This is a genomic window from Cellulomonas taurus (genome assembly GCF_012931845.1).
In the GTDB taxonomy this organism is placed as follows: Bacteria; Actinomycetota; Actinomycetes; order Actinomycetales; family Cellulomonadaceae; genus Cellulomonas; species Cellulomonas taurus.
Map to the genome: position 1 here is coordinate 1,196,535 of NZ_CP051884.1, position 26,238 is coordinate 1,222,772.

Annotated in this window: 23 protein-coding genes and 1 riboswitch; of the genes, 17 read left to right on the top strand and 6 right to left on the bottom strand. The window is 72.2% G+C overall.

Annotated features, from left to right (window positions below; translation table 11 throughout):
• Nucleotides 1-4: 4 nt before the first annotated feature.
• Both HGK68_RS05380 and HGK68_RS05385 read right to left on the bottom strand, forming a co-directional pair.
• A complete protein-coding gene (locus HGK68_RS05380) occupies nt 5-997 on the bottom strand; it encodes an ABC transporter permease (protein WP_169165027.1) in 993 nt (330 codons plus the stop codon).
• 3 nt (nt 998-1,000) lie between these two features.
• Nucleotides 1,001-2,692, bottom strand: a complete 1,692-nt coding sequence (locus HGK68_RS05385; RefSeq protein WP_169165028.1) for an ABC transporter substrate-binding protein — start codon at nt 2,690-2,692, stop codon at nt 1,001-1,003.
• Nucleotides 2,693-2,765: 73 nt separating this feature from the next.
• Between HGK68_RS05385 and HGK68_RS05390 the strand changes: the two genes are divergently transcribed.
• From HGK68_RS05390 to HGK68_RS05405, 4 genes are all read left to right on the top strand, one after another.
• A complete protein-coding gene (locus HGK68_RS05390) occupies nt 2,766-4,025 on the top strand; it encodes an ROK family transcriptional regulator (RefSeq protein WP_169165029.1) in 1,260 nt (419 codons plus the stop codon).
• A 109-nt stretch (nt 4,026-4,134) separates the two neighbouring features.
• Nucleotides 4,135-6,306, top strand: a complete 2,172-nt coding sequence (locus HGK68_RS05395; protein WP_206155807.1) for an alpha-galactosidase — start codon at nt 4,135-4,137, stop codon at nt 6,304-6,306.
• A 107-nt stretch (nt 6,307-6,413) separates the two neighbouring features.
• Nucleotides 6,414-6,836, top strand: coding sequence for a hypothetical protein (locus tag HGK68_RS05400; protein ID WP_169165030.1), 423 nt, complete (start codon nt 6,414-6,416; stop codon nt 6,834-6,836).
• A 31-nt stretch (nt 6,837-6,867) separates the two neighbouring features.
• The gene (locus tag HGK68_RS05405; protein WP_169165031.1) at nt 6,868-7,092 is read left to right on the top strand and encodes a hypothetical protein; all 225 of its coding nucleotides are present in this window, start codon (nt 6,868-6,870) and stop codon (nt 7,090-7,092) included.
• A gap of 42 nt (nt 7,093-7,134) precedes the next feature.
• Here HGK68_RS05405 and HGK68_RS05410 read toward each other — a convergent pair whose 3' ends face one another.
• Entirely contained in the window at nt 7,135-7,998 is an 864-nt protein-coding gene (locus HGK68_RS05410) for a LacI family DNA-binding transcriptional regulator (protein WP_169165032.1), read from the bottom strand.
• Between the two features lie 59 nt (nt 7,999-8,057).
• Here HGK68_RS05410 and HGK68_RS05415 point away from each other — a divergent pair, with 59 nt between their 5' ends.
• The 8 genes from HGK68_RS05415 (at nt 8,058) to HGK68_RS05450 (ending at nt 17,373) form a co-directional block, all read left to right on the top strand.
• A complete protein-coding gene (locus HGK68_RS05415; RefSeq protein ID WP_169165033.1) occupies nt 8,058-9,257 on the top strand; it encodes an ROK family transcriptional regulator in 1,200 nt (399 codons plus the stop codon).
• A gap of 249 nt (nt 9,258-9,506) precedes the next feature.
• Nucleotides 9,507-9,596 carry a potassium-transporting ATPase subunit F gene (locus HGK68_RS05420; RefSeq protein ID WP_169165034.1) on the top strand — a complete coding sequence of 30 codons (90 nt, stop codon included), beginning with the start codon at nt 9,507-9,509 and terminating at the stop codon, nt 9,594-9,596.
• Nucleotides 9,596-11,218, top strand: a complete 1,623-nt coding sequence (gene kdpA / locus HGK68_RS05425) for a potassium-transporting ATPase subunit KdpA (RefSeq protein ID WP_169165035.1) — start codon at nt 9,596-9,598, stop codon at nt 11,216-11,218. The genes HGK68_RS05420 and kdpA overlap by 1 nt, the downstream gene beginning before the upstream one ends.
• Nucleotides 11,215-13,203 (top strand): potassium-transporting ATPase subunit KdpB, encoded by a 1,989-nt coding sequence (gene kdpB / locus HGK68_RS05430; RefSeq protein WP_425483666.1) that lies wholly within the window; start codon nt 11,215-11,217, stop codon nt 13,201-13,203. Before kdpA ends, kdpB begins: the two co-directional genes overlap by 4 nt.
• Before the next feature lie 13 nt (nt 13,204-13,216).
• Entirely contained in the window at nt 13,217-13,759 is a 543-nt protein-coding gene (locus HGK68_RS05435) for a potassium-transporting ATPase subunit C (protein ID WP_169165037.1), read from the top strand.
• Entirely contained in the window at nt 13,756-16,245 is a 2,490-nt protein-coding gene (locus HGK68_RS05440) for a sensor histidine kinase (RefSeq protein WP_169165038.1), read from the top strand. The genes HGK68_RS05435 and HGK68_RS05440 overlap by 4 nt, the downstream gene beginning before the upstream one ends.
• The gene (locus tag HGK68_RS05445; RefSeq protein WP_169165039.1) at nt 16,242-16,937 is read left to right on the top strand and encodes a response regulator; all 696 of its coding nucleotides are present in this window, start codon (nt 16,242-16,244) and stop codon (nt 16,935-16,937) included. Before HGK68_RS05440 ends, HGK68_RS05445 begins: the two co-directional genes overlap by 4 nt.
• A gap of 122 nt (nt 16,938-17,059) precedes the next feature.
• Nucleotides 17,060-17,135: riboswitch (cyclic di-GMP riboswitch) on the top strand.
• A 16-nt stretch (nt 17,136-17,151) separates the two neighbouring features.
• Complete coding sequence (locus HGK68_RS05450) at nt 17,152-17,373, top strand: BldC family transcriptional regulator (RefSeq protein ID WP_169165040.1); 222 nt, start codon at nt 17,152-17,154, stop codon at nt 17,371-17,373.
• Nucleotides 17,374-17,859: 486 nt separating this feature from the next.
• Here the strand turns inward: HGK68_RS05450 and HGK68_RS05455 are convergent, their stop codons facing one another.
• From HGK68_RS05455 to HGK68_RS05465, 3 genes are read right to left on the bottom strand one after another with little or no spacing between them, the layout of a single operon-like run.
• Nucleotides 17,860-18,423 (bottom strand): TetR/AcrR family transcriptional regulator, encoded by a 564-nt coding sequence (locus HGK68_RS05455; protein ID WP_169165041.1) that lies wholly within the window; start codon nt 18,421-18,423, stop codon nt 17,860-17,862.
• A gap of 13 nt (nt 18,424-18,436) precedes the next feature.
• Nucleotides 18,437-20,839: a YhgE/Pip family protein gene (locus HGK68_RS16235; protein WP_169165042.1), complete on the bottom strand. Its 2,403-nt coding sequence runs from the start codon at nt 20,837-20,839 to the stop codon at nt 18,437-18,439.
• Nucleotides 20,840-20,859: 20 nt separating this feature from the next.
• Nucleotides 20,860-21,879, bottom strand: a complete 1,020-nt coding sequence (locus HGK68_RS05465; RefSeq protein WP_246260616.1) for an ATP-binding cassette domain-containing protein — start codon at nt 21,877-21,879, stop codon at nt 20,860-20,862.
• Between the two features lie 143 nt (nt 21,880-22,022).
• Here HGK68_RS05465 and def point away from each other — a divergent pair, with 143 nt between their 5' ends.
• The 5 genes from def to HGK68_RS05490 all read left to right on the top strand — a co-directional run bounded on the left by def (nt 22,023) and on the right by HGK68_RS05490 (nt 26,215).
• On the top strand, nt 22,023-22,511 hold the full coding sequence (def, locus tag HGK68_RS05470; protein WP_169165043.1) for a peptide deformylase: 489 nt from the start codon (nt 22,023-22,025) through the stop codon (nt 22,509-22,511).
• Nucleotides 22,512-22,649: 138 nt separating this feature from the next.
• Nucleotides 22,650-23,147, top strand: coding sequence for a DUF3145 domain-containing protein (locus HGK68_RS05475; RefSeq protein WP_169165044.1), 498 nt, complete (start codon nt 22,650-22,652; stop codon nt 23,145-23,147).
• Nucleotides 23,148-23,368: 221 nt separating this feature from the next.
• Complete coding sequence (locus tag HGK68_RS05480) at nt 23,369-23,851, top strand: FMN-binding protein (protein WP_169165045.1); 483 nt, start codon at nt 23,369-23,371, stop codon at nt 23,849-23,851.
• A complete protein-coding gene (locus HGK68_RS05485; protein WP_169165046.1) occupies nt 23,838-24,716 on the top strand; it encodes an FAD:protein FMN transferase in 879 nt (292 codons plus the stop codon). The genes HGK68_RS05480 and HGK68_RS05485 overlap by 14 nt, the downstream gene beginning before the upstream one ends.
• Nucleotides 24,713-26,215 (top strand): FAD-dependent oxidoreductase, encoded by a 1,503-nt coding sequence (locus HGK68_RS05490; RefSeq protein ID WP_169165047.1) that lies wholly within the window; start codon nt 24,713-24,715, stop codon nt 26,213-26,215. The genes HGK68_RS05485 and HGK68_RS05490 overlap by 4 nt, the downstream gene beginning before the upstream one ends.
• The last annotated feature ends 23 nt before the right edge of the window (nt 26,216-26,238 follow it).

Here is a 26,238-nt window from a genome sequence, read left to right on the forward strand (position 1 = left end):
CTCCTCAGGTGCGCGCACGGGTGCGCGGGTCGATGAGGCCGTAGAGCAGGTCGACGATCAGGTTCGCGCCGAGCACGGACAGGGTGATCACCAGGAACACGCCCTGCATCAGGGCGTAGTCGTTGCTGTTCACCGCCATCAGCAGCGCCGATCCCACGCCGGGGTAGCTGAAGACCGCCTCGGTGACGATCGACCCGGCGACCACGAAGCCGAGGGAGATCGCGAAGCCGGACACCGAGGGCAGCACGGCGTTGCGGGCGGCGTAGGCCATCCGGATCCGGGCCGGGCGCAGCCCCTTCGCCTCGGCGGTGACGATGTAGTCCTCCGACAGGGTGGACACCATCATGTTGCGCATCCCGAGCATCCAGCCGCCGATGGAGCTGATCACGATGGTCAGCGCCGGCAGGGCACCGTGCTGGATCACCGAGCCGACGAATCCCCAGCTGAGTTCCGGTCCGGCGTAGGTCCAGACGTCGTAGCCGCCGTTCAGCGGGAAGACCGACCACACGCTGCCGAACAGGAAGAGCAGCAGCAGGGCCAGCCAGAAGTAGGGCACCGACTGCAGCATCGTGGTGAACGGGATCAGGTTGTCCAGCCACGAGCCGCGCTTCCAGCCCGCGAAGGTGCCGAGCCCGACACCGATCACGAAGGACAGCACCGTCGACAGCCCGATCAGCCCCACCGTCCAGGGCAGGGTCTGGCCGATGATCTCGCCCACCCCGGCCGGGAAGTACGCCACCGAGGTGCCGAGGTCACCGGTGACCAGGGCGTGCAGGTAGTCGACGTACTGCTGCCACCAGGAGGCGGAGGAGTCGGCGCCGAGCAACGCCTCCACCGCCTCCCGGGTGGCCGGGCTGACCGGTCCCTTCGTCGCCAGTTTGGACAACATGATGTCCACCGGGTCGCCGGGCATCAGCCGCGGGATGACGAAGTTGATCGTCAGCGCCGCCCACAGTGCCACGGCGTAGAAGCCGAGTTTCTGCAGGAAGTAGCGCACGGGTCACCCCACCGGCGTGATGGTCTTCAGCACCTGGCCGTTGTCCCAGGACTTCCAGGACGCGGGCATGGCGTAGGTGTCCTCCGCCGTCGGCCAGCCGGTGGCGCGGGAGGTGTTGAACTCGGTGAGCATCGAGTTGGTGTAGATCGGGATGTACGGGAACTGCTCGGTGATCACGCTCTGGATCTGGGCGTAGGCCTCCTGCTGCACCGCCTCGTCGGAGGTGGAGCGGGCGGTCTCCAGCGCGGCGTCGACCGTCGGGTCGGAGAACCGGGACGCGTTGCCCGCGGAGGCCGACTCACCCACCGGCACCGTGTTGTCCGTCGCGTAGAACTTGTTGTAGACGAAGTACGGGTTGCTGGACGCGCCCAGGCCGATCGAGTCGAGGGACAACTGGAAGGTGCCGCCGGTCTGCGCGGCGCTCCACTCGTTCCAGGACACCTGGCTGGGCTTGAGCTCGATGCCGACATCCGCCAGCTGCTGGGTCATCGCGTCGTTCAGCGAGATGTAGTCCGACCAGCCGGTGACGGTCTGGATGGTCAGCGACAGCCGCTGGCCGTCCTTGCTGCGGATGCCGTCGGAGCCCGCGGTCCAGCCCGCGTCGTCGAGGATCTGCGCCGCGGTGTCGGTGTCGGCCGCCTGCGGGATCGACACCTGGTCGGGGTCGGCGATCCACTTCTTGTCCCGGTCCGGCAGCAGCATGGTGGGCGAGGCGGGGGCCGCGAAGCCGCCGCCGGCCAGGTTGTTCAGCTGGTCGCGGTTGAGCGCGTGGTAGATCGCCTGCCGCACCGCCGGGTCGGTCTGGGGTCCCTCGCAGCCGAGGTCGGCGTTGGCGCAGGCGACCATCACGGTGGTCAACGCCGGGGTGTTCACATAGGAGATGTCCTGGTTGCCCTTGATGATGTCCTCCAGCCCGGGCAGGAAGGCGCTCATCCAGTCCACGTCCCCGGCGACCAGCGAGGCGCTCGCGGCGTCGGCGTTGTCCAGGGAGACGTACCGGACCTGCTTCAGCTTCGGCTCGCCGCCCCAGTAGTCGGGGTTGGACTCCAGCACGTAGGACTGGGCGGAGAAGGACTTCACGGCGAAGGCGCCGGTGCCGACCGGGTCCGAGTTGACCTCGGTGGTCGGGTCGGCCACGTCCTTCCAGATGTGCTCGGGGACGATCGCCTGGTTGCCCAGCACCTGGGGCTCCTGCATGAAGGAGGTCTCCGGGAAGGTGAGCACGGCGGTGGTGTCGTCGGTGGCCTCGGCGGTGGCGGCGATGCCGCCGGTGTTCAGCGCCGGGGTCTGCTGGATCAGGTTGAAGGTGAAGGCCACGTCCTCGGCGGTGAAGGGCTCGCCGTCGGACCAGGTCACGTCGTCCCGGGTGGTGATGGTCAGCTGGGTGCCGTCGTCGTTCCAGGAGAAGTCGGTGGCCAGCAGCGGCTCGGGGTCCACGTCGGCGGCCAGGTTGTAGTAGTACAGCGGCTCGAAGATCACGCCGAGGGTGGGCTGCAACGCGGTGGTGGAGAACGGGTTGAAGTTCTCCGTGATGGTGCCGGTGGCGCCGTTGAAGATCGTGATCGACCCGTCGCCCCCGCCGGTGGAGCCGCCGCCGCCACCTCCGCCGCAGGCGGACAAGGCGAGTGTGGCGGCCGCGAGGGCTGCGGTGGCCGTGACGGCCCGGGTCGAGCGACTGAGCGTGTGCAGGAACATCGTTGGTCCTCTCCCGACAGTGGTGGGTGAGGAGATTCTTGCCCTACTAAATTTAGTACGTCAAGATACCCGCATGTCACCGACGACACGGGCCAGGGTGCTGGACCAGCTCCGCGCCACCGGCACGCTCAGCCGGGTCGAGCTCGCCGACCGGACCGGCCTGACCGCCGCCACCATCACCCATGCCGTCCGTGACCTGATCCGGGACGGGCTGGTGCACGAGGTGGGCCGGGCACGGTCGAACGGCGGGTCGCCGCGGCGACTGCTGGAGCTGGTCGCCGACGCCCGCTACGCCGTGGGGGTGCAGCTCGACCGGTGCCGGATCACCGTCGTGGTCACCGACTTCCTGGGTCGACGACTCGCCGGTGCCGTCCTGCCCGGGGTCGGGCGCGGTGAACCGGCAGCGACCCTGGCCACCCTGGCCGCCGAGGTGGAACAGGTGCTCACCGCGGCGGCGGCGCCCCGCGACCGCGTGCTCGGCGTCGGACTGGTCACCCACGGACCGCAGGACCGCCGCCGCGGCGTGATCCGCACCGCGCAGCCCACCCCGGCCTGGCGCGACTTCCCGCTGACCAGCACCCTGTCGGCGCTGCTCGGTCTGCCGGTGCTGCTGGAGAACGACGCCACCGCCGCCGCCGTGGGGGAGCAGTGGGCCGGGGACGCCGGGACCGACACCTTCGGGGTGCTGTACCTCGCCAGCGGCATCGGCGGCGGGGTGATCCTCGCCGGGGACGTCTACGGCGACGCCGCCGCGAACGTGGTCGAGGTCGGGCACATCCCGCTCGACCCGACCGGGACCGGTGCCTGCGGCTGCGGCAACATCGGCTGCACCGAACAGCTCGCGGGGCCCGCCGCCGTGGTCCGGGAGGCGATGGCGATGCCCGGTGTCGCCGACCGGCTGTCGCTCGGTGGGGACCGGGACCGGCTGCTGGACGACTTCGACGCGCTGGCCCGCGCCGCGCTGGACGGTGACCTGGCGATCCGACGGGTGCTCGACCGGGCCGCGGCGCACCTCGGAGCGGCGGCCGTCACCCTGATGAACCTCTTCGACCTGGACACCGTGGTGCTCGCCGGGCCGGGCTGCGCCGTGGCCGGTCCGCTGGTGCTGGCCGGGGCACGGCCGGTGGTCGAGCGCGGCGCGCTGGCCCGGTTGCTCCGGCCCGTGCACCTGCGGATGTCGGTCGACCCGCAATCCGTGGCGGCCGTGGGCGGTGCACTGGTGGTGCTCCGGGGATCGCGGGGCGAGGCGCTGTCCACAGCCGGGGTGACGGGGGAGTCGTCCCCAGAACCGGTGGCGGGGGAGGTCTGGGGGGCGGGGGTGGTGCCAGCATGAAACGGGGCGGCTGGCCTGCCTGCTTGCCCGACCCGCCTGCGTTGCCCGACCTGACCGTACGTCCCGATCCGACCGCATATCCCGACCCGACCACGCTGGGAGCCGTCTCGTGAGTGCCACCCCCGCCCGCCCGCACCCCACCGCCCCGGTGCTGCTCCGCCGCGACGGCGTGGCGCTGCTCCTGGACCCGCAGCCCGAGGGTCTGCCCGCCGTCCTGCACTGGGGCGCCGACCCGGGCGAGCTGTGCGACGCCGACCTGCGGGCCTGGCGGGACGCGGTGGGTCGACAGTCGCCGCCGCGCACCCTGGACGCCGCCTGGCAGGTCAACCTGCTGCCCCAGGAACAGGACGGCTGGGCCGGACGCCCCGGTGCGCAGCTGATCCGGGACGGGGTGCCGCTCAGCCCGCGGTGGTCCGAGGTGCTGATCGAGTCCGAGGGGCCCGAGGCCGCCGTGGTGCATGCCGTCGCCGACGAGCTCCGCCTGCGCATCGAGCTCGGCATCCGACCCGGCGGGCTGCTCACCCTGCGACACCGGCTCGCCCTGACTCCCGGCGCCGACGCACCGGTGGAGATCGGGTGGCTGGAACCGACCCTCCCGGTCCCCGCCCGCGCTCAGCAGCTCACCTCCTTCACCGGCCGCTGGACCCGGGAGAAGACACCGGTCACCGGCACCCTGCCCGCCGGGTCCGTGGTCCGTCAGAGCCGCCGGGGCAGGCCCGGGCACGACCACCCGTGGCTGGCGGCGCTGAGCGTCGAACCGCCGCGCTCCCGCACCGGGGAGGTCTGGGCGGTGCACCTCGGCTGGCCCGGCGACGCCAGCCTCCGCACCGACAACGGCCCGGAGTTCCCGACGTTGCTCGGTGCCGGCGAGCTGCTGCGACCGGGCGAGCTGGTCCTGCGACCCGGCCAGGCGTACACCACCCCGACCGGCTACTTCGCGTGGTCCGACCAGGGACTGGACGGCCTCAGCGCCCGGTTCCACCGCCATCTGCGCAGCCGACCGCAGCACCCGCGGCGGCCGCGACCCCTGGTGCTGAACACCTGGGAGGCCGTCTACTTCGACCACGACCCCGCCACCGTCATGCGCCTCGCCGACCGAGCGGCGGAGATCGGCGTCGAACGATTCGTGCTGGACGACGGCTGGTTCCCGGCCCGCCGCGACGACACCCGGGGGCTGGGCGACTGGACCGTCGACCGTGCCGTCTGGCCGGAGGGCCTGCGGCCGCTGGCCGACCACGTGCGCGACCTCGGGATGGAGTTCGGGCTCTGGGTCGAACCGGAGATGATCAACCTCGACTCCGACCTGGCCCGGGCGCATCCCGACTGGTTGCTGCACGACCCGGCGGCGGTGCCCGAACCCGACGGACTGTCCTGGCGTCGCCAGTGGGTGCTCGACGTCGCCCGCCCCGAGGCCTACCGCTACCTGTTCGACAGCCTGTCGGCGCTGGTCGGCGAACTGGGCATCGCGTTCCTCAAGTGGGACCACAACCGCGACCTCGTCGACGCCCGGCACGACGGCCGCCCCGGCGTGCACGCCCAGACCGAGGCCGTGCTGCGCCTGATCGGCGAACTGAAGGCCGCCCACCCCGGGCTGGAGATCGAGTCCTGCTCCTCCGGCGGTGCCCGCAGCGACCTCGGCATCCTGGAGGTCACCGACCGGGTGTGGGCATCGGACTCCAACGACGCCGTCGAACGCCAGGACATCCAACGCTGGACCGGCCTGCTGCTGCCCCCGGAACTGGTCGGCAGTCACGTCGGCCCGCCCACCGCGCACTCCTCCGGCCGCACCGTCGACCTGTCCTACCGGCTCGCCACCGCACTGATCGGATCGGCGGGCTTCGAATGGGACATCACCACCTGCCCGCCCGAGGAGGTGGACACCCTGCGCCGGTTCGGCGCCCTGTACCGCGAACTCCGGGACACGCTGCACCACGGCGAGCTGGTGCACGGCGACCTGCACGACCCGGCCTGGCGGCTCACCGGCACCGTGCTGCCCGACCAAGGGGTGTACGTCCTGGCCACCGTCGCCAGCCTCGCCGACTCCCGCCCGGAGCCCATCCGGCTGCCCGGCCTCGACCCCGACCGCCGCTACCGGCTGCGGGTCCGCGACGAGGTCGGCACGCCGCGCTGGACCCCCGGCACCCCGCCGTGGATCGCGGTGGGCGAGATCACGCTGCCGGGGCGGATGCTGACCGAGGTGGGGGTGCAGGTGCCGTGCCTGTGGCCGGTGCAGGCCCTGGTGCTGGACGCGGTGGCGGTGGACGGGCCAGCGGCCCTGTGACGACGGCCCACGATGGACCGGGGCCGCGGATCGCGCTACGCGCTCACGATGACATCCCTGCGCACACCGAGATGCTCATGCACATGGGCGCTGGGGACCCGGATTCCATGCTCGACACGATCCTGCGCACGGTGGACGACTACGCCGAGGTGGCCCGACACCTCGGCGTAGCGCAGCCGGGCCTGTGCGCGGTGAGCGTGTTCGCTCTGATCCGCGGTGTCACCCACGGTGACGTCTTCGACGCGATGCCCCAGAGACAATTCGGCGAGGCCAGCTACGGCGAGGTGCGGTCGGTCTTTCCCGTGCTGCCCACGACGATCCTGGATCCGGCCGTGCCGCAACCGGTGCGCGACCTGCAATCGGTGCACTTCGACGTCGTGCTGCCGCCACCGCCCGCGTTGATCGGGCGCCGCGCGCCGGTGGCCGACATGACAACCGTCGACCGAGCCGACCTCCGGGCGGCCCTCCGACCTGACCTGATGACGCTGATCGACCTGTTCGCGCCGCGTTACCGGAAGTACCATGGCTGAGCACTGTCATCACGGGAGGGGAGCCGCGCCGATGAGCATCGAGGCGCTACGCAGGGTGACGGTCGACTTCACGCGGTTCGGTCACGGGAGGACCGTCAGCACGCGGCTGTTCCCCGAGGAGCGCGCCCAGATCGAGGTCGGAACGCACGTGATCGTCCAAGGTGACGACGTGGAGCCGCGCGAGGCGGTCGTGACGTCTGTCCACCCTGACGGTCGCACGGTGGACCTGCAGCTGCTGGATCCTGCTGTCGTCTGACGCCCGGGCACTGTCGTCCGACCCCCGGGACCGGGCGCGTAGCTATCCGGCCACCAGCACCGGCGCGGCCCCGGTCGACCCGCGCACCACCACCCGCACCTGCGGCGCCCGCCCCGGTCGCGGCACCCGGCCGGCGGCGGTGTCCAGCAGCGCCGCGGCGCTCGCGGCGCCCAGGTCGTGCACGTCCCGGCTCACCACCGACAGCGCGGGTTCGGCGAGCCGGCACAGGTCGGAGTCGTCCCAGGCGAGCAGTGACAGATCCTCCGGCACGCGGAGCCCGAGTTCGGCCGCCACCCCGAGGCCGGCGACCGCCATCACGTCGTTGTCGTAGACGATCGCGGTCGGCCGGTCGTCACCGGCGAGCAGGGAGCGGGTCGCCGCCGCCCCGCTGGCAGCGCCGTAGTCGCCGGTCAGCACGGTGCCGGTCAGTCCGGAGTCCCGCAGCGCGCGATGGAAGCTCGCGGTCCGGGCGCGGGTGTGCAGGAATCGCTCGGGGCCGCACACCCGGCCGATCCGGCGATGCCCGAGTCCGATCAGGTAGTCCAGCGCGATCCGCATCGCCGCGCCGTTGTCGTAGTCGTCGACCACCGGCAGCCCCCAGGCGGGGTCGCCGCCGAGCAGCACCACCGGCAGCCCCTCCCGGGCGCAGGCGGCGGCGCGGTCGTCGCCGTCGGTCAGGTCGGTCACCAGCACCGCGTCCACCAGGCGCTGATCGGCCCAGCGGCGGTACAGGGCGACCTCGGCGGCCCGGTCGTCGGCGGTCACCAGCAGCACGGCACCACCGCGCGGGTCGAGGTGTTCCTCCACCCCGGCCAGCAGATCCCGGTAGAACGGGGTCAGCGGACCGTCGCCCGGGCCCTCGGTCAGCACCAAGCCGAACCGCAGACGGTCGCCATCGCTCGTCATGGGGGTGAGTATGGCGCGGCCAGCCTGATCTGGACAGATCGACGGCCATACTGGTCCCCATGTCCGGCCAGGCCCCTCGGCGTCCAGCGTCCTCCCGCGGCCGGGTGCTGGACCTGGTCCGGACCCGCGCGCCGATCAGCCGGGTCGAACTCGCCGAGCTGACCGGGCTCACCCAGGCGGCGATCTCGCACGCGGTGCGCTCGCTGATCGACGACGGACTCCTGGTCGAGACCGATCAGCGCACCTACACCGGCGGCAAGCCACGCGTGCTGCTCAGCCTCAACCCCCGGGCCCGATGCGGGATCGGCGTGCAGCTCGGCGCCGACTGGATCGTGCTGGTGCTCGCCGACGCCGCCGGACAGGTCGTCGCCCGCTCGCGGCTGCGCGGTGCCCGCGACCGGGACCCCGCCGAGGTGGTCGCGGACGTCGCGGCCGAACTCGACGTGCTGCTGCGAGCCGCCGCGGTGGACCCGTCGGCGGTGGTCGGGATCGGCGTGGTCGCCCCGGGTGCGCTCGACCTGGACCGCGGCGCCATCCTGGTCTCGCGCAGCCTGGAACGCTGGCAGGGCTTCGCGCTGCGGGACGCCCTGGCCGCCGGTACCGGACTGCCGGTCCTGCTGGACAACGACGCCACCGCCGCCGCGATCGGCGAGTTCTGGAGCGGGCGGATCGCCGGATCGGTGGCGCACTGCACCCTCTACATGGGAGCCAGCATCGGCGCCGGCATCGTGATCGGCGGCTCGGTGTACCGGGGCGCCAGCTCCAACACCGGCCCGCTCGGCCGGATGCGGTTACGCGGCCCCGACGGCGGCACCGTCGAGGACCTGGCCGGGCCCGCTGCCGTCGCCGCCCGGGCCCGTGCCGCCCTGGCCGAGGGCCGCGAGTCGGCGGTCCGGCTGAGCGTCGACGGCGACCCGTTCCTCGACTTCACCGCCGTCGCCGCCGCGGCGGTGCACGGCGACGACCTGTGCCGCGCCCTGATCGAGGAGTCGGCCGTCTACCTCGCCGACGCCGCCATCACGGTGGCGAACCTGCTCGACCTGGACTCCCTGGTGCTGGCCGGACCGTCCTTCACCACCGCCGGGTCGATCTACCTGCGCACCGTCCAGGACCGGATCGCTGCCGAGTTCTTCCCGGCCGCCCGGCACGACGTGCGGGTGATGCTCTCCGGCCAGGTGGCGGACGCGGCGGCGGTGGGGGCGGCGGCGTTGGTGCTGCAGGAGGAGCTTGCGCCGCGGCATCTGGTCGTCGGGGGCTGAGCCACCCGACCGTCAGCAGCCCGTGAGCGAGCGCCGGGCACCCGTATGGATTCCGTCAGCACGCTCGCCCCCACCTCCCGCCCCGGCGTCTGATCGACCCCGTGCCGCGCACCACCGGCACCCGGGCGGCGCACCGCACCCCCGGTCGTTCGATCGTCGGGAGTCCGAAGTGCAAGACCTGCTCGTCGTGCTGGGTGTGCTCGCCCTGTTCGCGCTCGTGAGCCTGATCGCGGTGGGGGTCGAGAAGCTGTGATCGTCCTCGATCTGATCGCGGCCGTGCTGGGGGTGGCCGCGGTGGTCTACCTGGTGTGGGCGCTCGTCCATCCGGAGCGGTTCTGATGTGGCCCGCCATCGCCCAGGTGGTGACGGTGGCCGTGGTGCTCGCCGCGCTGTACCGGCCGCTGGGTGACTATCTCGCCCACGTCTACTCCTCGCCGCGGGACTGGCGGGTGGAGCGGGGGCTGTACCGGTTGTTGGGGGTGGATCCGGCCCGGGAGCAGACCTGGCGCAGCTACCTGCGGGGTGTGCTGGCGTTCTCCCTGGTGGGGGTGCTGCTGGTGTACCTGCTGCAGCGGGCGCAGAGCTGGCTGCCCTACGACCTGGGGCTGCCGAATCCGAGTCCGCACCTGAGCTTCAACACCGCGATCAGCTTCATGGCCAACACCAATTGGCAGTCGTACTCGCCGGAGGTGACGCTTGGGTACACGGTGCAGGCGGCCGGGCTGGCGGTGCAGAACTTCGTGTCCGCGGCCGTCGGGATGGCGGTGGCCGTGGCGGTGGTGCGCGGCTTCGCCCGTCGGCGGTCGGACACGATCGGGAACTTCTGGGTGGACCTGACCCGGGGCACCGTGCGGGTGCTGCTGCCGATCAGTGTGCTGGCGGCGCTGGTGCTGATCGCGGGCGGTGTGATCCAGAACTGGGACGGCTTCACCCAGGTGAGCACCCTGGTCGGTGACAGCCAGTCGATCCCGGGCGGTCCGGTGGCCTCGCAGGAGGCGATCAAGCTGCTCGGGACGAACGGTGGTGGCTTCTTCAACGCGAACTCCGCGCACCCGTTCGAGAACCCGTCGGGGTGGACGAACCTGGTCGAGGTGCTGCTGATGCTGGCGATCCCGTTCAGCCTGCCGCGCACCTTCGGCCGGCTGGTCGGCAACCACAAGCAGGGCTACGCGATCCTCGCGACGATGGCGAGCCTGTTCCTGGTGTCGTTGACGGCCCTGACGATCCTGGAGTCGCGGTTCGGCACGATGGAGGGCAAGGAACAGCGGTTCGGCATCGCCGGGACCGCCCTGTTCGGCACGACCAGCACGATGACGTCGACCGGTGCCGTCAACGGCATGCACGACAGTTTCAGTGCGCTCGGCGGGATGCTGCCGATGCTGAACATGATGCTGGGCGAGGTGGCCCCGGGCGGGGTCGGCTCCGGGCTGTACGGGATGCTGGTGCTGGCGGTGATCGCGGTGTTCATCGGCGGCCTGATGGTCGGCCGGACCCCGGAGTACCTGGGCAAGAAGATCGGCCCGCGGGAGATCAAGCTGGCGGCGCTCTACATCCTGGTGACGCCGACCCTGGTGCTGGCCGGGACGGCGATCACCGTGAGCATCCCGGGCATCCGGGACCTGACCGCCAATCCGGGGGTGCACGGTTTCAGCGAGATCCTCTACGCGTTCACCTCGGCGGCGAACAACAACGGGTCGGCCTTCGCCGGTCTGACCGCGAACACCCCGTGGATGAACACCGCCCTCGGCGTGGCGATGCTGCTCGGCCGTCTGCTGCCGATCGTCTTCGTGCTGGCGCTGGCCGGATCGTTGGCGGCTCAGGACCACGTGCCGGAGACCGCGGGCACCCTGCCCACCCATCGGCCGCAGTTCGTCGGCCTGCTCGCGGGCGTCACGCTGATCGTGACCGCCCTGACCTACTTCCCGGTGCTGGCACTGGGACCCCTGGCGGAAGGCCTGTGATGGCGCACCTGAAGGAGGCGCTGGTCCGGCTGGACCCGCGCCGGATGTGGCACAACCCGGTGATGTTCGTGGTCGAGGTCGGCGCCGTGCTGACCACGGTGCTCGCCATCGCCGAACCGTTCCTGGGCGGCGCCGGTACCTCCGGCGGCACCCCGATCCCGACCGGGTTCACCGCGGCGATCGCGGTCTGGCTCTGGCTGACCGTGCTGTTCGCGAACGTCGCCGAGTCGGTGGCGGAGGGCCGGGGCAAGGCGCAGGCGGCGAGCCTGCGGCAGACCCGGACCAGCACGCTGGCCCACGTGGTCGAGGCGGTGGACGCCGAGCAGTGGACCGAGCGGTCGTCGGCGGACCTGACCGTCGGGGACCTGGTGGTGGTGAGCGCGGGGGAGCTCATCCCGGGCGACGGCGACATCGTCTCCGGCATCGCGTCGGTGGACGAGTCGGCGATCACCGGCGAGTCGGCCCCGGTGGTCCGGGAATCCGGTGGTGACCGCAGTGCGGTGACCGGCGGCACCCGCGTGCTGTCGGACCGGATCGTCGTACGGATCACCTCCAAGCCCGGCCAGACCTTCGTCGATCGGATGATCGCCCTGGTCGAGGGTGCCGCACGGCAGAAGACCCCGAACGAGGTGGCGCTGAACATCCTGCTGGCCAGCCTGTCGGTGGTGTTCGTGGTGGTGGCGCTGACCCTGGGACCGGTGGCCGGGTTCTCCGGTGCGGCGGTGAGCGTGCCGGTGCTGGTGGCGCTGCTGGTCTGCCTGATCCCGACCACGATCGGCGCTCTGCTGTCGGCGATCGGCATCGCCGGGATGGACCGACTGGTGCGGCGCAACGTGCTGGCGATGTCCGGCCGCGCGGTGGAGGCGGCGGGGGACGTCACCACCCTGCTGTTGGACAAGACCGGCACCATCACCTACGGCAACCGACAGGCGGTGGCGTTCCTGCCGCTGCCCGGGGTGACCGAGCACGAGCTGGCCGAGGCGGCGGCGTTGTCGTCGCTGGGCGATCCGACCCCCGAGGGTTCCAGCATCGTGACCCTGGCAGCGGCGCAGGGCATCGCGCCCGACGCCCGGGGAGTGATCGTGCCGTTCACCGCCCAGACCCGGATGAGCGGGGTGGACCTGCCGGACGGCCGGACGATCCGCAAGGGCGCCGGGTCGGTGATGGTCAAGGACCGTGAGCTGGACGTGATCGTCGACGGGATCGCCGCCAGCGGTGGCACCCCGTTGGTGGTGGCGGTCGATGACCGGCCGCTCGGTGTGGTGCACCTGAAGGACGTGGTGAAGGAGGGTCTGCCGGAGCGGTTCGCCGAGCTGCGCGCGATGGGCATCCGCACCGTGATGATCACCGGCGACAACCCGCTGACCGCCAAGGCGATCGCCGCCGAGGCCGGGGTGGACGACTTCCTGGCCGAGGCGACCCCCGAGGACAAGCTGGCGCTGATCAAGCGCGAGCAGGCAGGCGGCAACCTGGTGGCGATGACCGGGGACGGCACGAACGACGCCCCGGCGCTGGCCCAGGCGGATGTCGGCGTGGCGATGAACACCGGCACCTCGGCCGCCAAGGAGGCCGGGAACATGGTCGACCTGGACTCGGACCCGACCAAGCTGATCGACATCGTCCGGATCGGCAAGCAGCTGCTCATCACCCGCGGTGCCCTGACCACGTTCTCCCTGGCGAACGACGTGGCCAAGTACTTCGCGATCATCCCGGCCCTGTTCGCCGGGGTGTTCCCGGGCTTGGCGGTGCTGAACGTGATGCAGCTGCACAGCCCGGCCTCGGCGATCCTGTCCGCGATCGTGTTCAACGCGCTGATCATCATCGCCCTGATCCCGCTGGCCCTGCGCGGTGTCGCCTACCGGCCGCTGTCGGCCAGCAGCATCCTCGGCCGCAACCTGCTGATCTACGGACTCGGCGGGATGGTCGCCCCCTTCCTCGGTATCAAGCTGATCGACCTGGTCGTCAGCCTGCTGCCCGGTTTCTGAGCTGGAGCACGCGATGAACATTCGGCACATCTGGCCGCACCTGCGGGTCGCCCTGCGCGCGATGCTGGTCACCACCCTCGTCCTCGGCATCGGCTACCCGCTGCTGGTCACCGGCCTGGCGCAGCTGATGCCCGGCCGGGCCCACGGATCGCTGGTGGCGGACGCCGACGGCACGGTGGTCGGCTCGGCGCTGATCGGGCAGTCCTTCGCCGGTCAGGAGGGCTACTTCCAGTCCCGTCCCTCGGCCGTCGACGACGACGCGGCGGGCTCCGGCGGCAGCAACCTGGGGCCGACCAACCCCGAGCTGCCGCACCCGCAGCCCGGCGAGCCGCAGGACGCGGTGTACTCCTCCGGATCGGGGCTGGACCCGGACATCAGCCCGGCCAACGCCCGGTCGCAGGTGGCCACGGTCGCGGCCGCCCGTGATCTGCCGGAGGCGGAGGTCGCGGACCTGGTCGAGGCTACGATCACCGGCAGAGATCTCGGATATCTGGGGGAGCCGACCGTGAACGTGCTGGCGCTCAACCTCGCGCTCGACGCACTCGACCCGCGATGAGACGAGGCCGGCTGCGGGTGTTGCTCGGCGCCGCCCCGGGCGTGGGGAAGACCTACGCCATGCTCGAGGCCGGTCGGGATCTGCTCGCCGACGGCAAGGACGTGGTGGTCGCGGTCGTGGAGACCCACGGCCGCGCCGCCACGGCCGCCCTGGTCGACGGACTGGAGCTGATCCCGCGCCGCCGGGTCGAGCACCGCGGGGTGGCGCTGGAGGAGATGGATCTGGACGCCGTCCTCGCCCGCCGGCCCGCGGTGGCCCTGGTGGACGAGTTCGCGCACACCAACGCCCCCGGGTCGCGGAACGCCAAGCGCTGGCAGGACGTCGAGGAGTTGCTGGACGCCGGGATCCACGTCCTGACGACGGTGAACATCCAGCACATCGAGTCGTTGAACGACGTGGTGCGCACCATCACCGGGGTGCCGCAGCGCGAGACGGTGCCGGATGCCCGGCTCCGGGCCGCCGACCAGATCGAGCTGGTGGACCTGGCGCCCCAGTCGTTGCGCGACCGGTTGGCCGACGGGCAGGTGTACCCGGCCGAACGGGTCGACGCCGCGCTGTCCAACTACTTCCGGCTGGGCAACCTGACGGCCCTGCGCGAGCTGGCGCTGCTCTGGCTCGCGGACGAGGTGGACTCCGCGCTGCGCAGCTACCGCGCCGACCACGCGATCGACGCGCCCTGGGGTGCCCGGGAGCGGGTGGTGGTCGCGTTGACCGGCGGCCAGGAGGGGGAGACCCTGCTGCGCCGTGGCGCGCGGATCGCCGCCCGCAGCGCCGGTGGCGAGCTGATCGCGGTGCACGTCACCGGGCAGTCCGGGCTGCGGGACGGCGATCCGGGGGCGCTCGCGGCCCAGGCGGCGCTGACCGAGCAGCTCGGCGGCACCTTCCACCAAGTGGTGGGCGAGGACGTCCCGGAGGCGCTGGTCGGCTTCGCCCGGGCCGCCAACGCCAGCCAGCTGGTGATCGGGATCAGCCGACGCAGCCGCCTCGCGGCGCTGCTCACCGGCGCCGGGATCGGTGCCACCGTGATCCGGGAGTCCGGCCCGATCGACGTGCACATCGTCAATCACGAGGCGGCGGGCGGTCGCCGGGCCGTGCTGCCGCCGCTGGGTGGTGCGCTCACCGTGCGCCGCCGCCTGGTCGGTCTGCTGATCGCGCTGGTCACCGGTCCGGTGCTCACCGCCGTGCTGCGGGCCACCCGCTCCGAGGACACCCTGGTCGGGGACGTGCTGGCCTACCAGCTGCTGGTGGTGGTGGTCGCCCTGGTCGGCGGGCTGTGGCCGGCGCTGTTCGCGGCCGTGCTGTCCGGGCTGACCCTGGACTACTTCTTCATCGACCCGCTGCACACCATCACCATCGGCGAACCGAAGCACGTCATCGCCCTGCTGCTCTACATCCTGAACGCGGTCCTGGTGTCCTACGTGGTCGATCAGGCGGCCCGCCGCACCCGGGCCGCCGAACGGGCCACCGCCGAGTCCGAGCTGCTCAGCACGGTCGCCGGGGGAGTGCTGCGCGGTCAGGACGCGGTGGCGGCCCTGCTGGTCCGCGCCCGGGAGTCCTTCGGTCTGACGGCGGTCCGGCTGCGCACCACCGGCGGCGAGGTCCTGGGCTGCGAGGGCGACTGGGACCCGACCCGCACCGACGTGGCGACCACGGTGGTGGACGAGCAGACGGTGCTGGACCGGATCGGCCCGGACCTGGACGCGGCGGGCACCCGGCTGCTCGGGGTGGTGGTGTCCCAGATCGGTGCCGCCCTGGAACAGCAGCGGCTGCGGGCCACCGCCGAGGAGGTCGGCCCACTGGTCGAGACCGATCAGGTCCGCTCGGCGCTGCTGTCGGCGGTCAGCCACGACCTGCGTCGTCCCTTGGCGGCTGCCACGGCCGCGATCGGGTCGCTGCGGCAGGCGGATGTGGACTTCTCCGCCGAGGACCGGGCCGAGCTGCTCGCCACCGCCGACGAGTCGCTGGGCACCCTGACGGCGCTGGTCACGGATCTCCTGGACGTGACCCGGTTGCAGGCCGGAGTGCTCGGGGTGACCCGACTGGCCACCGATGTGGACGAGGTGATCCTTCCCGCGCTGGACGAGCTGGGCCTCGGGCCGGACGACGTGGAGCTGGACCTGGACCCGGCGCTGCCGCCGGTCGCCGCCGACCCTGCCCTGCTGCGCCGGGTGCTGGTGAACACGCTGGCGAATGCCGTGCACTTCGACCCGGGCCGTCCGCGGGTGACCACCAGCGCCTTCGGTGACCGGGTGGAGATCCGGGTGATCGACCACGGACCCGGCGTCGCCCCGGACCATCGGGACGAGCTGTTCCTGCCCTTCCACCGGCTGGGCGACACCGACAACCTGACCGGCCTGGGCCTGGGGCTCGCGCTGTCCCGGGGCTTCACCGAGGGGATGGGCGGCACCCTGACCCCCGAGGACACCCCCGGTGGCGGTCTCACGATGGTGGTCTCGCTGCCCGTCGACCCCGGGGGTGCCCGATGAGGATCCTGATCGCCGACGACGACCCGCAGATCCTGCGCGCGCTGCGGATCACCCTGCGCGCCCGGGGCTACGACGTGATCGTGGCGACCGACGGGGTGCAGGCGGTGAACCGCGCGATCGAGCACCGACCCGACCTGTACCTGATCGACCTCGGCATGCCGAATCTGGACGGGGTGGAGGTGATCACCGGTCTGCGTGGTTGGACGGCGGCGCCGATCCTGGTGGTCTCGGGTCGCAGCGGCTCGGCCGACAAGGTCGAAGCCCTGGACGCCGGTGCCGACGACTACGTGACCAAGCCGTTCAGCATCGACGAGCTGCTGGCCCGGATCCGGGCGCTGGGCCGCCGGGTGGACGGCGCGGCACCCGGTCGGGACGCCGAGCCGGTCATCACCCTCGGTGACGCGACGATCGACCTCACCGCCACCACCGTGACCCGGGCTGGCGCGCAGGTCCGGCTCACGCCCACCGAGTGGCGGGTGCTGGAGATCCTGGTGCGGAACGCCGGACGACTGGTCACTCGCCAGACCCTGCTGTCGGAGATCTGGGGGTCGGAGCACGTCACCGACACCGGCTACCTGCGGCTGTACCTGTCCCAGCTGCGCAAGAAGCTGGAACCGGATCCCGCCGTGCCGCGCTACCTGCTCACCGAGCCGGGGATGGGGTACCGCTTCGACCCCTCCGGTGGAGTGTGACCGACCTCACATTTCTCCTGACACGTCCGGAAATCGCTTGCCGTGCCCGTGACCTGCAGATTCGTCCGTTGCAGGGTGGTACTTGCCGATCTGTCCGTTTTCGGGTTAGCGTTCTCACTGTTGAGCGACAACGGCAAACCCGCCGCGAGGTGGGGACGCAAAGCCACGGGACCCTCGAAGGTCAGCCGGGCTACCGAACCGACTAGGAGTCACCATGACCTTCCCCCTCGAGACCCGTCCGCAGGCCTCCGCCCTCCTCACCCCCGGTGAGGTCGCCGTGATGTTCCGGGTCGACCCGAAGACCGTGACCCGCTGGGCGCAGGCCGGCAAGCTCTCCGCCGTCCGGACCCTCGGCGGCCACCGCCGGTTCCTGGAGTCCGAGGTGATGGAGCTCCTCAGCACGGTGCCGCACCAGATGGCTGCCGCCCGGGCCTGAACCCCGCACGTCGAACGGCCCCGCCGCCCACCCGGGCAGCGGGGCCGTTCCGCGTCCGCGCACCCCCCTGCTGCCCCCTCGCCCCCGAACGCGGCACGTCGGCGCCCGACGTCGGCACGTCGCACCCGACGCGGCACGTCACGCCCGAGGTCGGCACTTCGCGCCCGAGGTCGGCACTTCGCCGCAGCGCCTCTGGCCTGCACTGCCGATCTGGTCGCGGCGGTGGCGTGAACTGCCGATTTGGCGGCTGCGGGTGCCCAGCACCTGCCGAGCCGGCGACTGCGCTGGCGTGAACTGCCGAGCTGGCGACTGCGCTGGCGCGGACTGCCGACGTGGCGGCTGCGGGTGGCGTGAACTGCCGACCTCGCGGCAGCGAGGCCTCGGACTGCCGACCTGGTGGGTCCAGGCGGTCCGGCGCCGCCCACGTGGCGGCTGCGGGGTCGCCCGGGTCCAGCGAGCAGGGTCGGCGACTGCCGCGCGGGCGGCTCAGAGCGGGTCGAGCAGGGTCGACAGCACCGCGCGCCGCACCTCGACGATCGGCCGCTCGGGCTGGAAGGCCAACCACTCCAACCCGGCGACCAGCGTCGCGCCGAACAGGGTGGCGGCGGTGAGCGACGGGTCACGCTGCGGCCAGCTCTCCGCCACGACTTCGGCGAACACGGCGAACGATTGGTCCCGCACCTGCCGGATCGACTCCTCCCACTCGCGCCCGGTGCGGAAGACCTCAGCGGTCATCAGCTTGGCGAAGTCCGGGTGGGTGTGGATCTGCTCCAACAGCTCGTGCACCAGCGCGCCGATCGCCCGGCGACCGGACAGTCCGTTCCGGGCCTCCCGCAGCGAGGCGGTCAACCGGGTCACGCCGTCGTCGATCAGGGTCTCGAACAGCGCGGTCTTGGACCCGAAGTTGTAGAACACCGACCCCTTGGCGACCCCCGCGGCGGCGGCGATGTCGTCCACCGACGTGGCGGTGAACCCCCGGTCGGCGATCAGCGCGATCGCCGCGCGCTGGATCGCCTCCCGGGTGGTCAGGGTGGCAGCGGTGTCACTCATGCTGCTCAGGGTCTCAGATCGTCAGGGCCGGGTGCAGGCGGCTGAGCGTCCAGGTGCGCATCCGCCCGGCCCGCCAGGCGGTGACCGCCAACGATCCGACCGTGAAGGCGATCAGCACCACGACGGACCACCACAGCCGACCCTCGGTGCCGCCGGTGAGCAGCTCCCGCAGACCGGTGATCGCATAGGTCATCGGCAGGTAGGGGTGCATCGCCCGGAAGATCTCCGGCGTGGTCTCCACCGGGTAGGTGCCCGAGGCCGAGGTCAGCTGGATCATCAGCAGCGCGATGATCGCCACCTTGCCCGCAGCCGAGCCGAGCACCGCGGTCAGCATCTGCTGCACCGCCAGGAACGCCGCGGCGACCAGCACCGTGAATGCGAACGTCCCGATCGCCGTCGACCAACTCAGCCCCAGACCCAGGTGCACCACCGCGAGCAGCACCGCCACCTGTGCCACACCGATCAGCAGCGCCGGGGCGTAGCCGGACAGGGCGATCCGCCACCCGGCGACCGGGGTCGCCAGCGCGCGGTTCGGCAGCGGCCGCAGCAGCAGCCAGGTGATCAGGCCACCGACGAACAGCGCCAGCGGGATGAAGAACGGTGCGAAGCCCTCGCCCATGGTGGCCGAGCTGGCCACGTCCCGGTCGTCGGCGCGGACCGGGGTGGCGATGGTGTCGGCCCGCTGGGTGCGGGTCGCCTCGTCGTCGTTCGGCAGCTGGGCGGCGCCGTCGCTGAGCTTGTCGGCGAGCTGCTGGGAGCCGTCGATCATCTGGTCCGAGCCGTCGGCGAGCTGCGCCGAACCGTCGGCCAGGGTGCTGGTGCCGTCCGCGAGGGTGGCCGCGCCGCTGGCGAGCTCCTGGGCACCGGAGTCCAGGGTGCCGACCTTGGAGTCCAGGGTGCCCATCGACGAGTTCAGGGTGCCCGCCGAGGAGTTCAGCGTGTCGACGCTCGAATCGAGGGTGCCGACCTTCGCGTTGAGGGTGCCGGTCGAGGAGCTGAGCAGGTCGATCTTGCCGTCCAGGGTGGCTGCGCCCTCGGCCACGGTGGCGGCCGCCGACGCCGCTGTGCCGGTGCCGTCGGCGAGCTGCTGGGCGCCGGTGGACAGCTGGGACGCACCGGAGGACAGGGTGCCCAGTCCGGTGGACAGCTGGGCCGACCCGTCCCGGACCTGGTGCGCACCGTCGACCAGGGTGGCGAGGGCGCTCGGGTCCAGCGTGGCGCTGGTCAGCGGCTCGGTCGTCTGCTGCACGTCGGCCACGGCGGTCCGCAGGGCGTCGGCGGTCGCGGTGTCGCCACCGGCCTCGGTGCGGTCGGCCAGAGCGAGCAACTGGCTGCCCAGGTCGGACAGCCCGGTGCTGACATCCGGGAGGGCCGCGGCCACCGGGCCGAGCGTGGCGGCGAGCTGATCGACGCCGTCGCTGAGCTGCTGGGCTCCGCCCGCCAGTGTGGCGGCGGAGGAGGCAGCCGTTCCGGCGCCGTCGCTCAGCTCCACCGACTTCTGCGCCAGGGTCGTCGCGCCGGAGGCGGCGGTGCCGATTCCGGTGGACAGCTGGGCGGCGCCGTCGCTGAGCCGCTGGGACCCGTCGGCGAGCTGCATCGTGCCGTCGGCGAGCTGCGCCGTGCCGTCGGCCAACTGTCCGGTCCCGTCGGCGAGCTGCTGGGTGCCGTTCGCCAGGCGCCCGGTGCCGTCCGCGAGCTTGCCGGTCCCGTCGGCGAGCTGCCCGGTCCCGTTCGCCAGCGTGGTCGCACCGGTGGACAACTTCTTCGCGCCTTCGGCGGCGCTGCTGGCACCGTCCGCGACCTGGTGGGCGCCGCTGGACAGGTCGCCGGCGGCGGCGTTCAGGGTGAGCGCGCCGTCGGACGCCTGGGCGAAGCCGTCCCGCGCCGATCCGAGTCCGACCAGCACCTGGTCCACCGCCTGCTCCCCGATGGTGGAGGAGACCGCGGCGCGGATCTGGGTCATCGCGCTGCGGCCCAGGGTGGAGGCCAGGTAGGAGTTCGCGTCGTTGTAGGTGACCTGCAGCTGCGCCGGGACCGGGTCGTCGCCGGAGGCGGAGGCGATGTCGGTGCTGAACTCCGCCGGGATGGTCACCGCGAAGTAGTAGGTGCCGTCCTTGACCCCGGCGGCGGCGTCGGTCGCGTCGGTCTGCCGCCAGTCCAGAGCGTCGGAGTCGACCAGCTCGTCGACCACGTCGTCCCCTGCGGTCAGCCGCTCGCCGTCGTCGGTGGTGGCACCGGTGTCCGCGTTCACCAGAGCCACCGGCAGGCGGTCCAGGTTGCCGGTCGGGTCCCAGTAGGCCCACAGGTAGAGCGCCCCGTACAGCAGCGGGATGCAGATCATCGCCACGATGGCGAGCTTGGGCAGCACTCCGCGGCGGAACCGCCGCAGCTCGGTGCCGGTCAGGAAGGAGAACATCGCGAAGACTCCGGGGAGGTTCAGGCGGGAAGGGCGTGCGGGCCGGTGGCGAGGGTGACCAGGTGCGGCGGGGTGTGCCAGGGCACCCGGGCCGCCTCGTCCAGGGAGGCGACGCTCGCGATCACGGTCAGTCCGGTGGCGGCCAGCGCCTCCAGCCGGGCCCACACGGTGCGGCGGCGTTCGGTGTCGTGCACCTGGTCGACGTCGTCGACCACCAGCAGCTCGGGGTCCTGGGCCATCGCCAGGGCGATCCGCAGCAGCATCCGGTCCACCTCGTCCAGGTCCCAGACCACCGAGGTCACCCGGGGCAGCGGGCGGTCGCCGAACACCGGCTCGGCCAGCTCGGTGAACCGCTGCTGCGACACCCGGCCGATGTGCCGGTACCACGGCGCCAGCCACCGCAGCCGCTCGCGGGTCAGGTCGCCGACGGTCACCGACTCGTCCAGGTCGTCGATGCCGTCGAACCCGGCGATGGCGGACCGGCGCTGCACGGCGTTGCGGCGGCGGGGGAGCGGCTCACCGAGGACGGTCAGGTCGGCGCCCTTGTCCGGGGTCATCCGGCCGGCGAGGGTGAGCAGCAGGCTGGAGCGTCCAGCGCCCTGCGGTCCCTGCACCAGGGTGAGGTCGCCGGTGGTCAGCTCCAGGTCGACCGGTCCGTACACCGGGCCGCGGCTGCCGTGCAGCGCGAGGTTCCGGGCGACGACGGCCGGTGCGGGGCTGGTCTCGACCTGCGCCCGGTCGCTCTCGGAGGGCTGGGCGTCGGCCGTTGCGGAGGCGTCGTGCGGCCCGGTCTCCGACTCACTGCCCGGAACGCCGTCCACCACGGCATCGGTCACCGCGGCGTCGGGGTCATCGGTCAGCACGGTGTCCGGATCATGGGCCGGGTCGGCGACGGGCGCGCCGGGCGCGGGGACGTCGCGGTCGATGGTCGCGAGATGGCGCGGCGTTTCGGTGTCGCGGGGCTGGCGCTCGGCCGGAGCCCACGCCCCCTCGATCTCGTCCCGCGCGGCCATACCCGGTTCCTGCTCGCTGTCGGTCACCACTGCCTCACTCGTCATCGCCGGCCCGGTCGTCAAACTGACCGGTCAGTACAAACGCTACGCCGGGGTGCGCGATCTGTCGCCTGCGTCCCCGGTGATCTGCACCACCCGCACCGCCCGCGCGGACATGAAACAATCCCCGCATGGCGATGAGAGAGATCCGTGTGGTCGGCGACCCGGTGCTGCGCACCCCGTGCGAGCCGGTGACCACGATCGACGACCGGGTCCGCGGTCTGGTCGAGGACCTGTTGGAGACGGTGGACACCGACGGGCGGGCCGGGCTGGCCGCGAACCAGATCGGCGTCGGCCTGCGCGCGTTCTCCTGGAACATCGACGACGAGCTCGGCTACGTGCTCAACCCGACCATCGTCGAGCTGAGCGAGGACGAGTACCAGGACGGTGACGAGGGCTGTCTGTCCGTGCCGGAGCTGTGGTTCCCGACCAAGCGCGCCTGGTACGCCCGGGTGGAGGGCACCGACCTGGACGGCAAGAAGGTCGTCGTCGAGGGCGTCGAGCTGATGGCCCGGTGCCTGCAGCACGAGGTGGACCACCTGGACGGTCATCTCTACATCGACCGCCTGGAGCGCTCGGTCCGCAAGAAGGCGATGCGGGCGATCCGGGAACAGTTCTGAGCTCCGGCCGCACATCGGGTGGTGCTGATCACCCGATGTGCGGCATGATCTGAGCAGCACGCCGCGAGACCGTGTGTCACTCGAAGCGGTTGAGGTCGTAGGGGAAGACGAACCTCGAAACCGTCTGGGAGGGATGACATGGCTGGAGCAATCGCCCGCGGTGTCCTTTTCGTGCACTCCGCGCCCCGCGCGCTCTGCCCTCACCTGGAGTGGGCGGCAGGCAATGTGCTCGGCGTTCGCGTGTCCCTGGAGTGGACCGATCAGCCCGCCGCGCCCGGGATGTTCCGCGCCGAGCTGTCCTGGCAGGGCCCGCAGGGCACCGGTGCGCGTCTGGCGTCCGCCCTGCGTGGCTGGACCCACCTGCGCTACGAGGTGACCGAGGATGCCAGCCACGGCAGCGACGGCGCCCGGTGGAGCCACACCCCGGAACTCGGCATCTTCCACGCCCAGACCGACGTGCACGGCGACGTCGTCGTGCCGGAGAACCGGATCCGCGCCGCCCTGGAGGCCGGGGACGCGCAGGCAGTGCGTGCCGAGCTGGACCTGGCCCTCGGTCAGGCCTGGGACGACGAGCTGGAGCCGTTCCGCTACGCCGGGGACGGCGCTCCGGTGCGCTGGCTGCACCGCGTCGGCTGACGGCTCGCGGTCCGTGCGGCGGTCAGCCGCTAGGGGCCTGGCGATCCCGGCGGTCGAGGGATTCCCTGGCATCCCACCGGGCGTTCCCAGGAAATCCGCAGGTATTCGGCCTAGCGTCCTGACTCTTGGATCTGATCGGATTCAATCAGCCAGCGGTCGCTGGTGACCCGCGGGTCGCCGTGGCCACCGGTCGTCACCGACCACGCCAGGAGGACCCGACCATGAACCGTACGACCCGACGCCGTGGATTCATCGCCCTGTCCGGACTCTCGGTCGCCGTGACCCTGGCCGCCTGCGGCAGCAACGCCGACGCGGCGGACAGCGGCACCACCAGCAACGACGCCAGCGCCGGCAGCCAGTCCTCCGCGGACTCCGGCAGCAGCGCCGACAGCGGCTCGTCCAGCGGCGAGTACCAGGACGGCACCTACAGCGCGGAGGGGTCCTACTCCTCGCCGGGCGGCCAGGAGTCGATCGGCGTCGAGCTGACCGTCGCCGACGGCACGGTCACCGACGTCACCGTCACCCCGGAGGCGACCAGCGGCAACGCGGAGAAGTTCCAGAAGGAGTTCGCCTCCGGCATCGCCGACGAGGTGGTCGGCAAGGAGCTGGCCGGGCTGAGCGTGGACAAGGTGTCCGGGTCCTCGCTGACCGGTGACGGTTTCAACGCCGCCCTCGACGCGATCCGCAGCGATGCCTCGGCCTAGCAGCCGGTTCCAGGCGATCGGCACCCGCTGGCAGCTGGACACCGATCGCCCGCTCGACGCAGCCGACCTCGGCGCCGTGCACGACCGGATCGCCCGCTTCGACGCCGACTGGTCGCGGTTCCGGGACGACTCCTGGGTCAGCCGGGTCGCGGCATCCGGGATGGGGGAGTACGACCTGCCGGCCGACGCCGGACCGCTGCTCGCCGCCTACGACGTCGCCGCCCGATGCACGGACGGGGCGGTGTCACCGTTGGTCGGCCGCGCACTCGAGGATCTGGGCTACGACGCCGGCTACCGGCTGCGCCCGCACCGGGACCAGACCGGTGACCTGCTGGTCCGCCCGGCGCCGCCGTGGTCCGCGATCCGGCGTACCGACGACCGGATCACCCTCCCGGCGGACACCCTGATCGACGTCGGTGCGGCCGGGAAGGGCTACCTGGTCGATCTGGTCGTCGAACTGCTCCGCGGTCGGGAGTTCGACCCGGTGACGGTGGACGCCGGGGGCGACATCCGGGTGCTGGGTGGTCCGCTCGCGGTCGCCCTGGAGGACCCGGACGACCCGACCCGGGCACTCGGCCTGCTGCGGGTCACCGACGGGGCGATCGCCGGTTCCGCGCCGAACCGTCGCGCCTGGGGCCCCGGGCTGCACCACGTGGTGGACGCCCGCACCGGCCGGCCCACCACCGGCGTGCGGGCCACCTGGGCGATCGGACCGGACGCCCTCACCGCCGACATCGCCGCCACCGCGCTGTTCTTCGCCGAGCCGGATCTGGTCGCAGCGCGGTTCGGCGTCCGTTACGTGGTGCTCGACGCCGACCGCCGTCTGCGCTGGTCGTTGGATCTGGACGGGGAGGTGTTCGCATGATCGTGCGGGCCATCGCAGGGGTGGACGAACGACTGGGCCGGGTCACGATGTACCGGCTGCTCACCCTGGGGCTGACCGGCATCGCGGTGATCGCGGTCGTCCTGGGTGCCACCGGCACGCTCTCCTTCGCCCCCGGCGACATGCTGCTCAGCCTCGCCGTCGCCGTGCTCGCCTCCGGGCTATCCGGCTGGCTGATCGCCCGGGTGTTCCGCACCCAGGCGCACCTGGAGTCGACCCTGATCACCGGGTTGATCCTGTTCTTCCTGTTCTGGCCCTCCAGCGAGGTGCAGACGCTCGGCGCGCTGGCGCTGGCGGCGGTGATCGCCAACCTGAGCAAGTACCTGATCGCCTGGCGCGGACGGCACCTGGTGAACCCCGCCGCGGCCGGTGCGCTGGTGATCGGGCTGACCGGTCTGGACTCGACCACCTGGTGGGTCGCCGACCGGGCGCTGCTGATCCTGGTGCTGCTGCTCGCGGTCGCCCTCGTGATCCGGACCCGGACCTTCGCGCTGGTCGGCGGCTTCGTGCTGGTCGCGGTGCTGGCGATTTCGATCCGGCTGGCGAGCGAGGGTCAGGCGTTCGCGCCCGCGCTCTGGACGGCGATCACCTCCTACCCGGTGCTGTTCCTCGGCGCCGTGATGCTCACCGAGCCGCTGACCCTGCCGCCCCGACGGTGGCAGCGCCTGGTCGAGGCGGCGCTGGTCGCGGTGCTGCTCGCGATCCCGTTCACCGTCGGGCCGCTGTCCAACACCCCGGAGCTGGCGCTGATCGTCGGGAACCTGCTCGGCTTCGCCTGGGGGCAGCGCGGCGGCATCCGGCTCACCCTGATCGAGACCCGGCGGATCGGACCGCGCACCACCGAACTGCGGCTGCGCGCCGACCGTCCGGTGCGGTTCCGCCCCGGGCAGTACCTGGAGCTCACCGTGCCGCACCGCCGCCCGGACAGTCGGGGCAGCCGTCGGGTGTTCAGCATCTCCTCCGCGCCCCGGGCCGGGGAGCTGACCCTGGCGCTGACCGTGCCGCAGCGGCCCAGCAGCTTCAAGCGCGCGCTGGCAGCACTGCCGGTCGGAGCGCGGCTGCGGGCCACCGGCGTCGGCGGGGACTTCCTGCTGCCCGCCGGTCGGCGCCCGGTGCTCCTGGTCGCCGGCGGCATCGGGGTCACGCCCTTCGCCAGCCAGCTCGCCGAGGACTCCGAGCGGGACGCGGTGCTGGTGCACGCGGTCTCCGATCACGGCGACCTCGCCTACGCCGACGTGTTCCGGGCCGCCGGGACCCGCGTGCTGGTCGCCTCGCCGACTCCGGGTGGCGACCTGCCGGCGGGCTACCTGCACCTGGGCGTGGACCGCCTGACCGCGGAGTCGTTGGCCGAGGCGGTGCCGGATGCCGAGCAGCGGGTGGCCTACGTGTCGGGGCCGCCCGCGATGGTCGAGCACACGCGTGCGCTGCTGCGTTCGGCCGGGGTGCGGCGGATCCGGACCGACGCGTTCAGCGGGTACTGAGACCGCGCGTCACCCGTCCGATG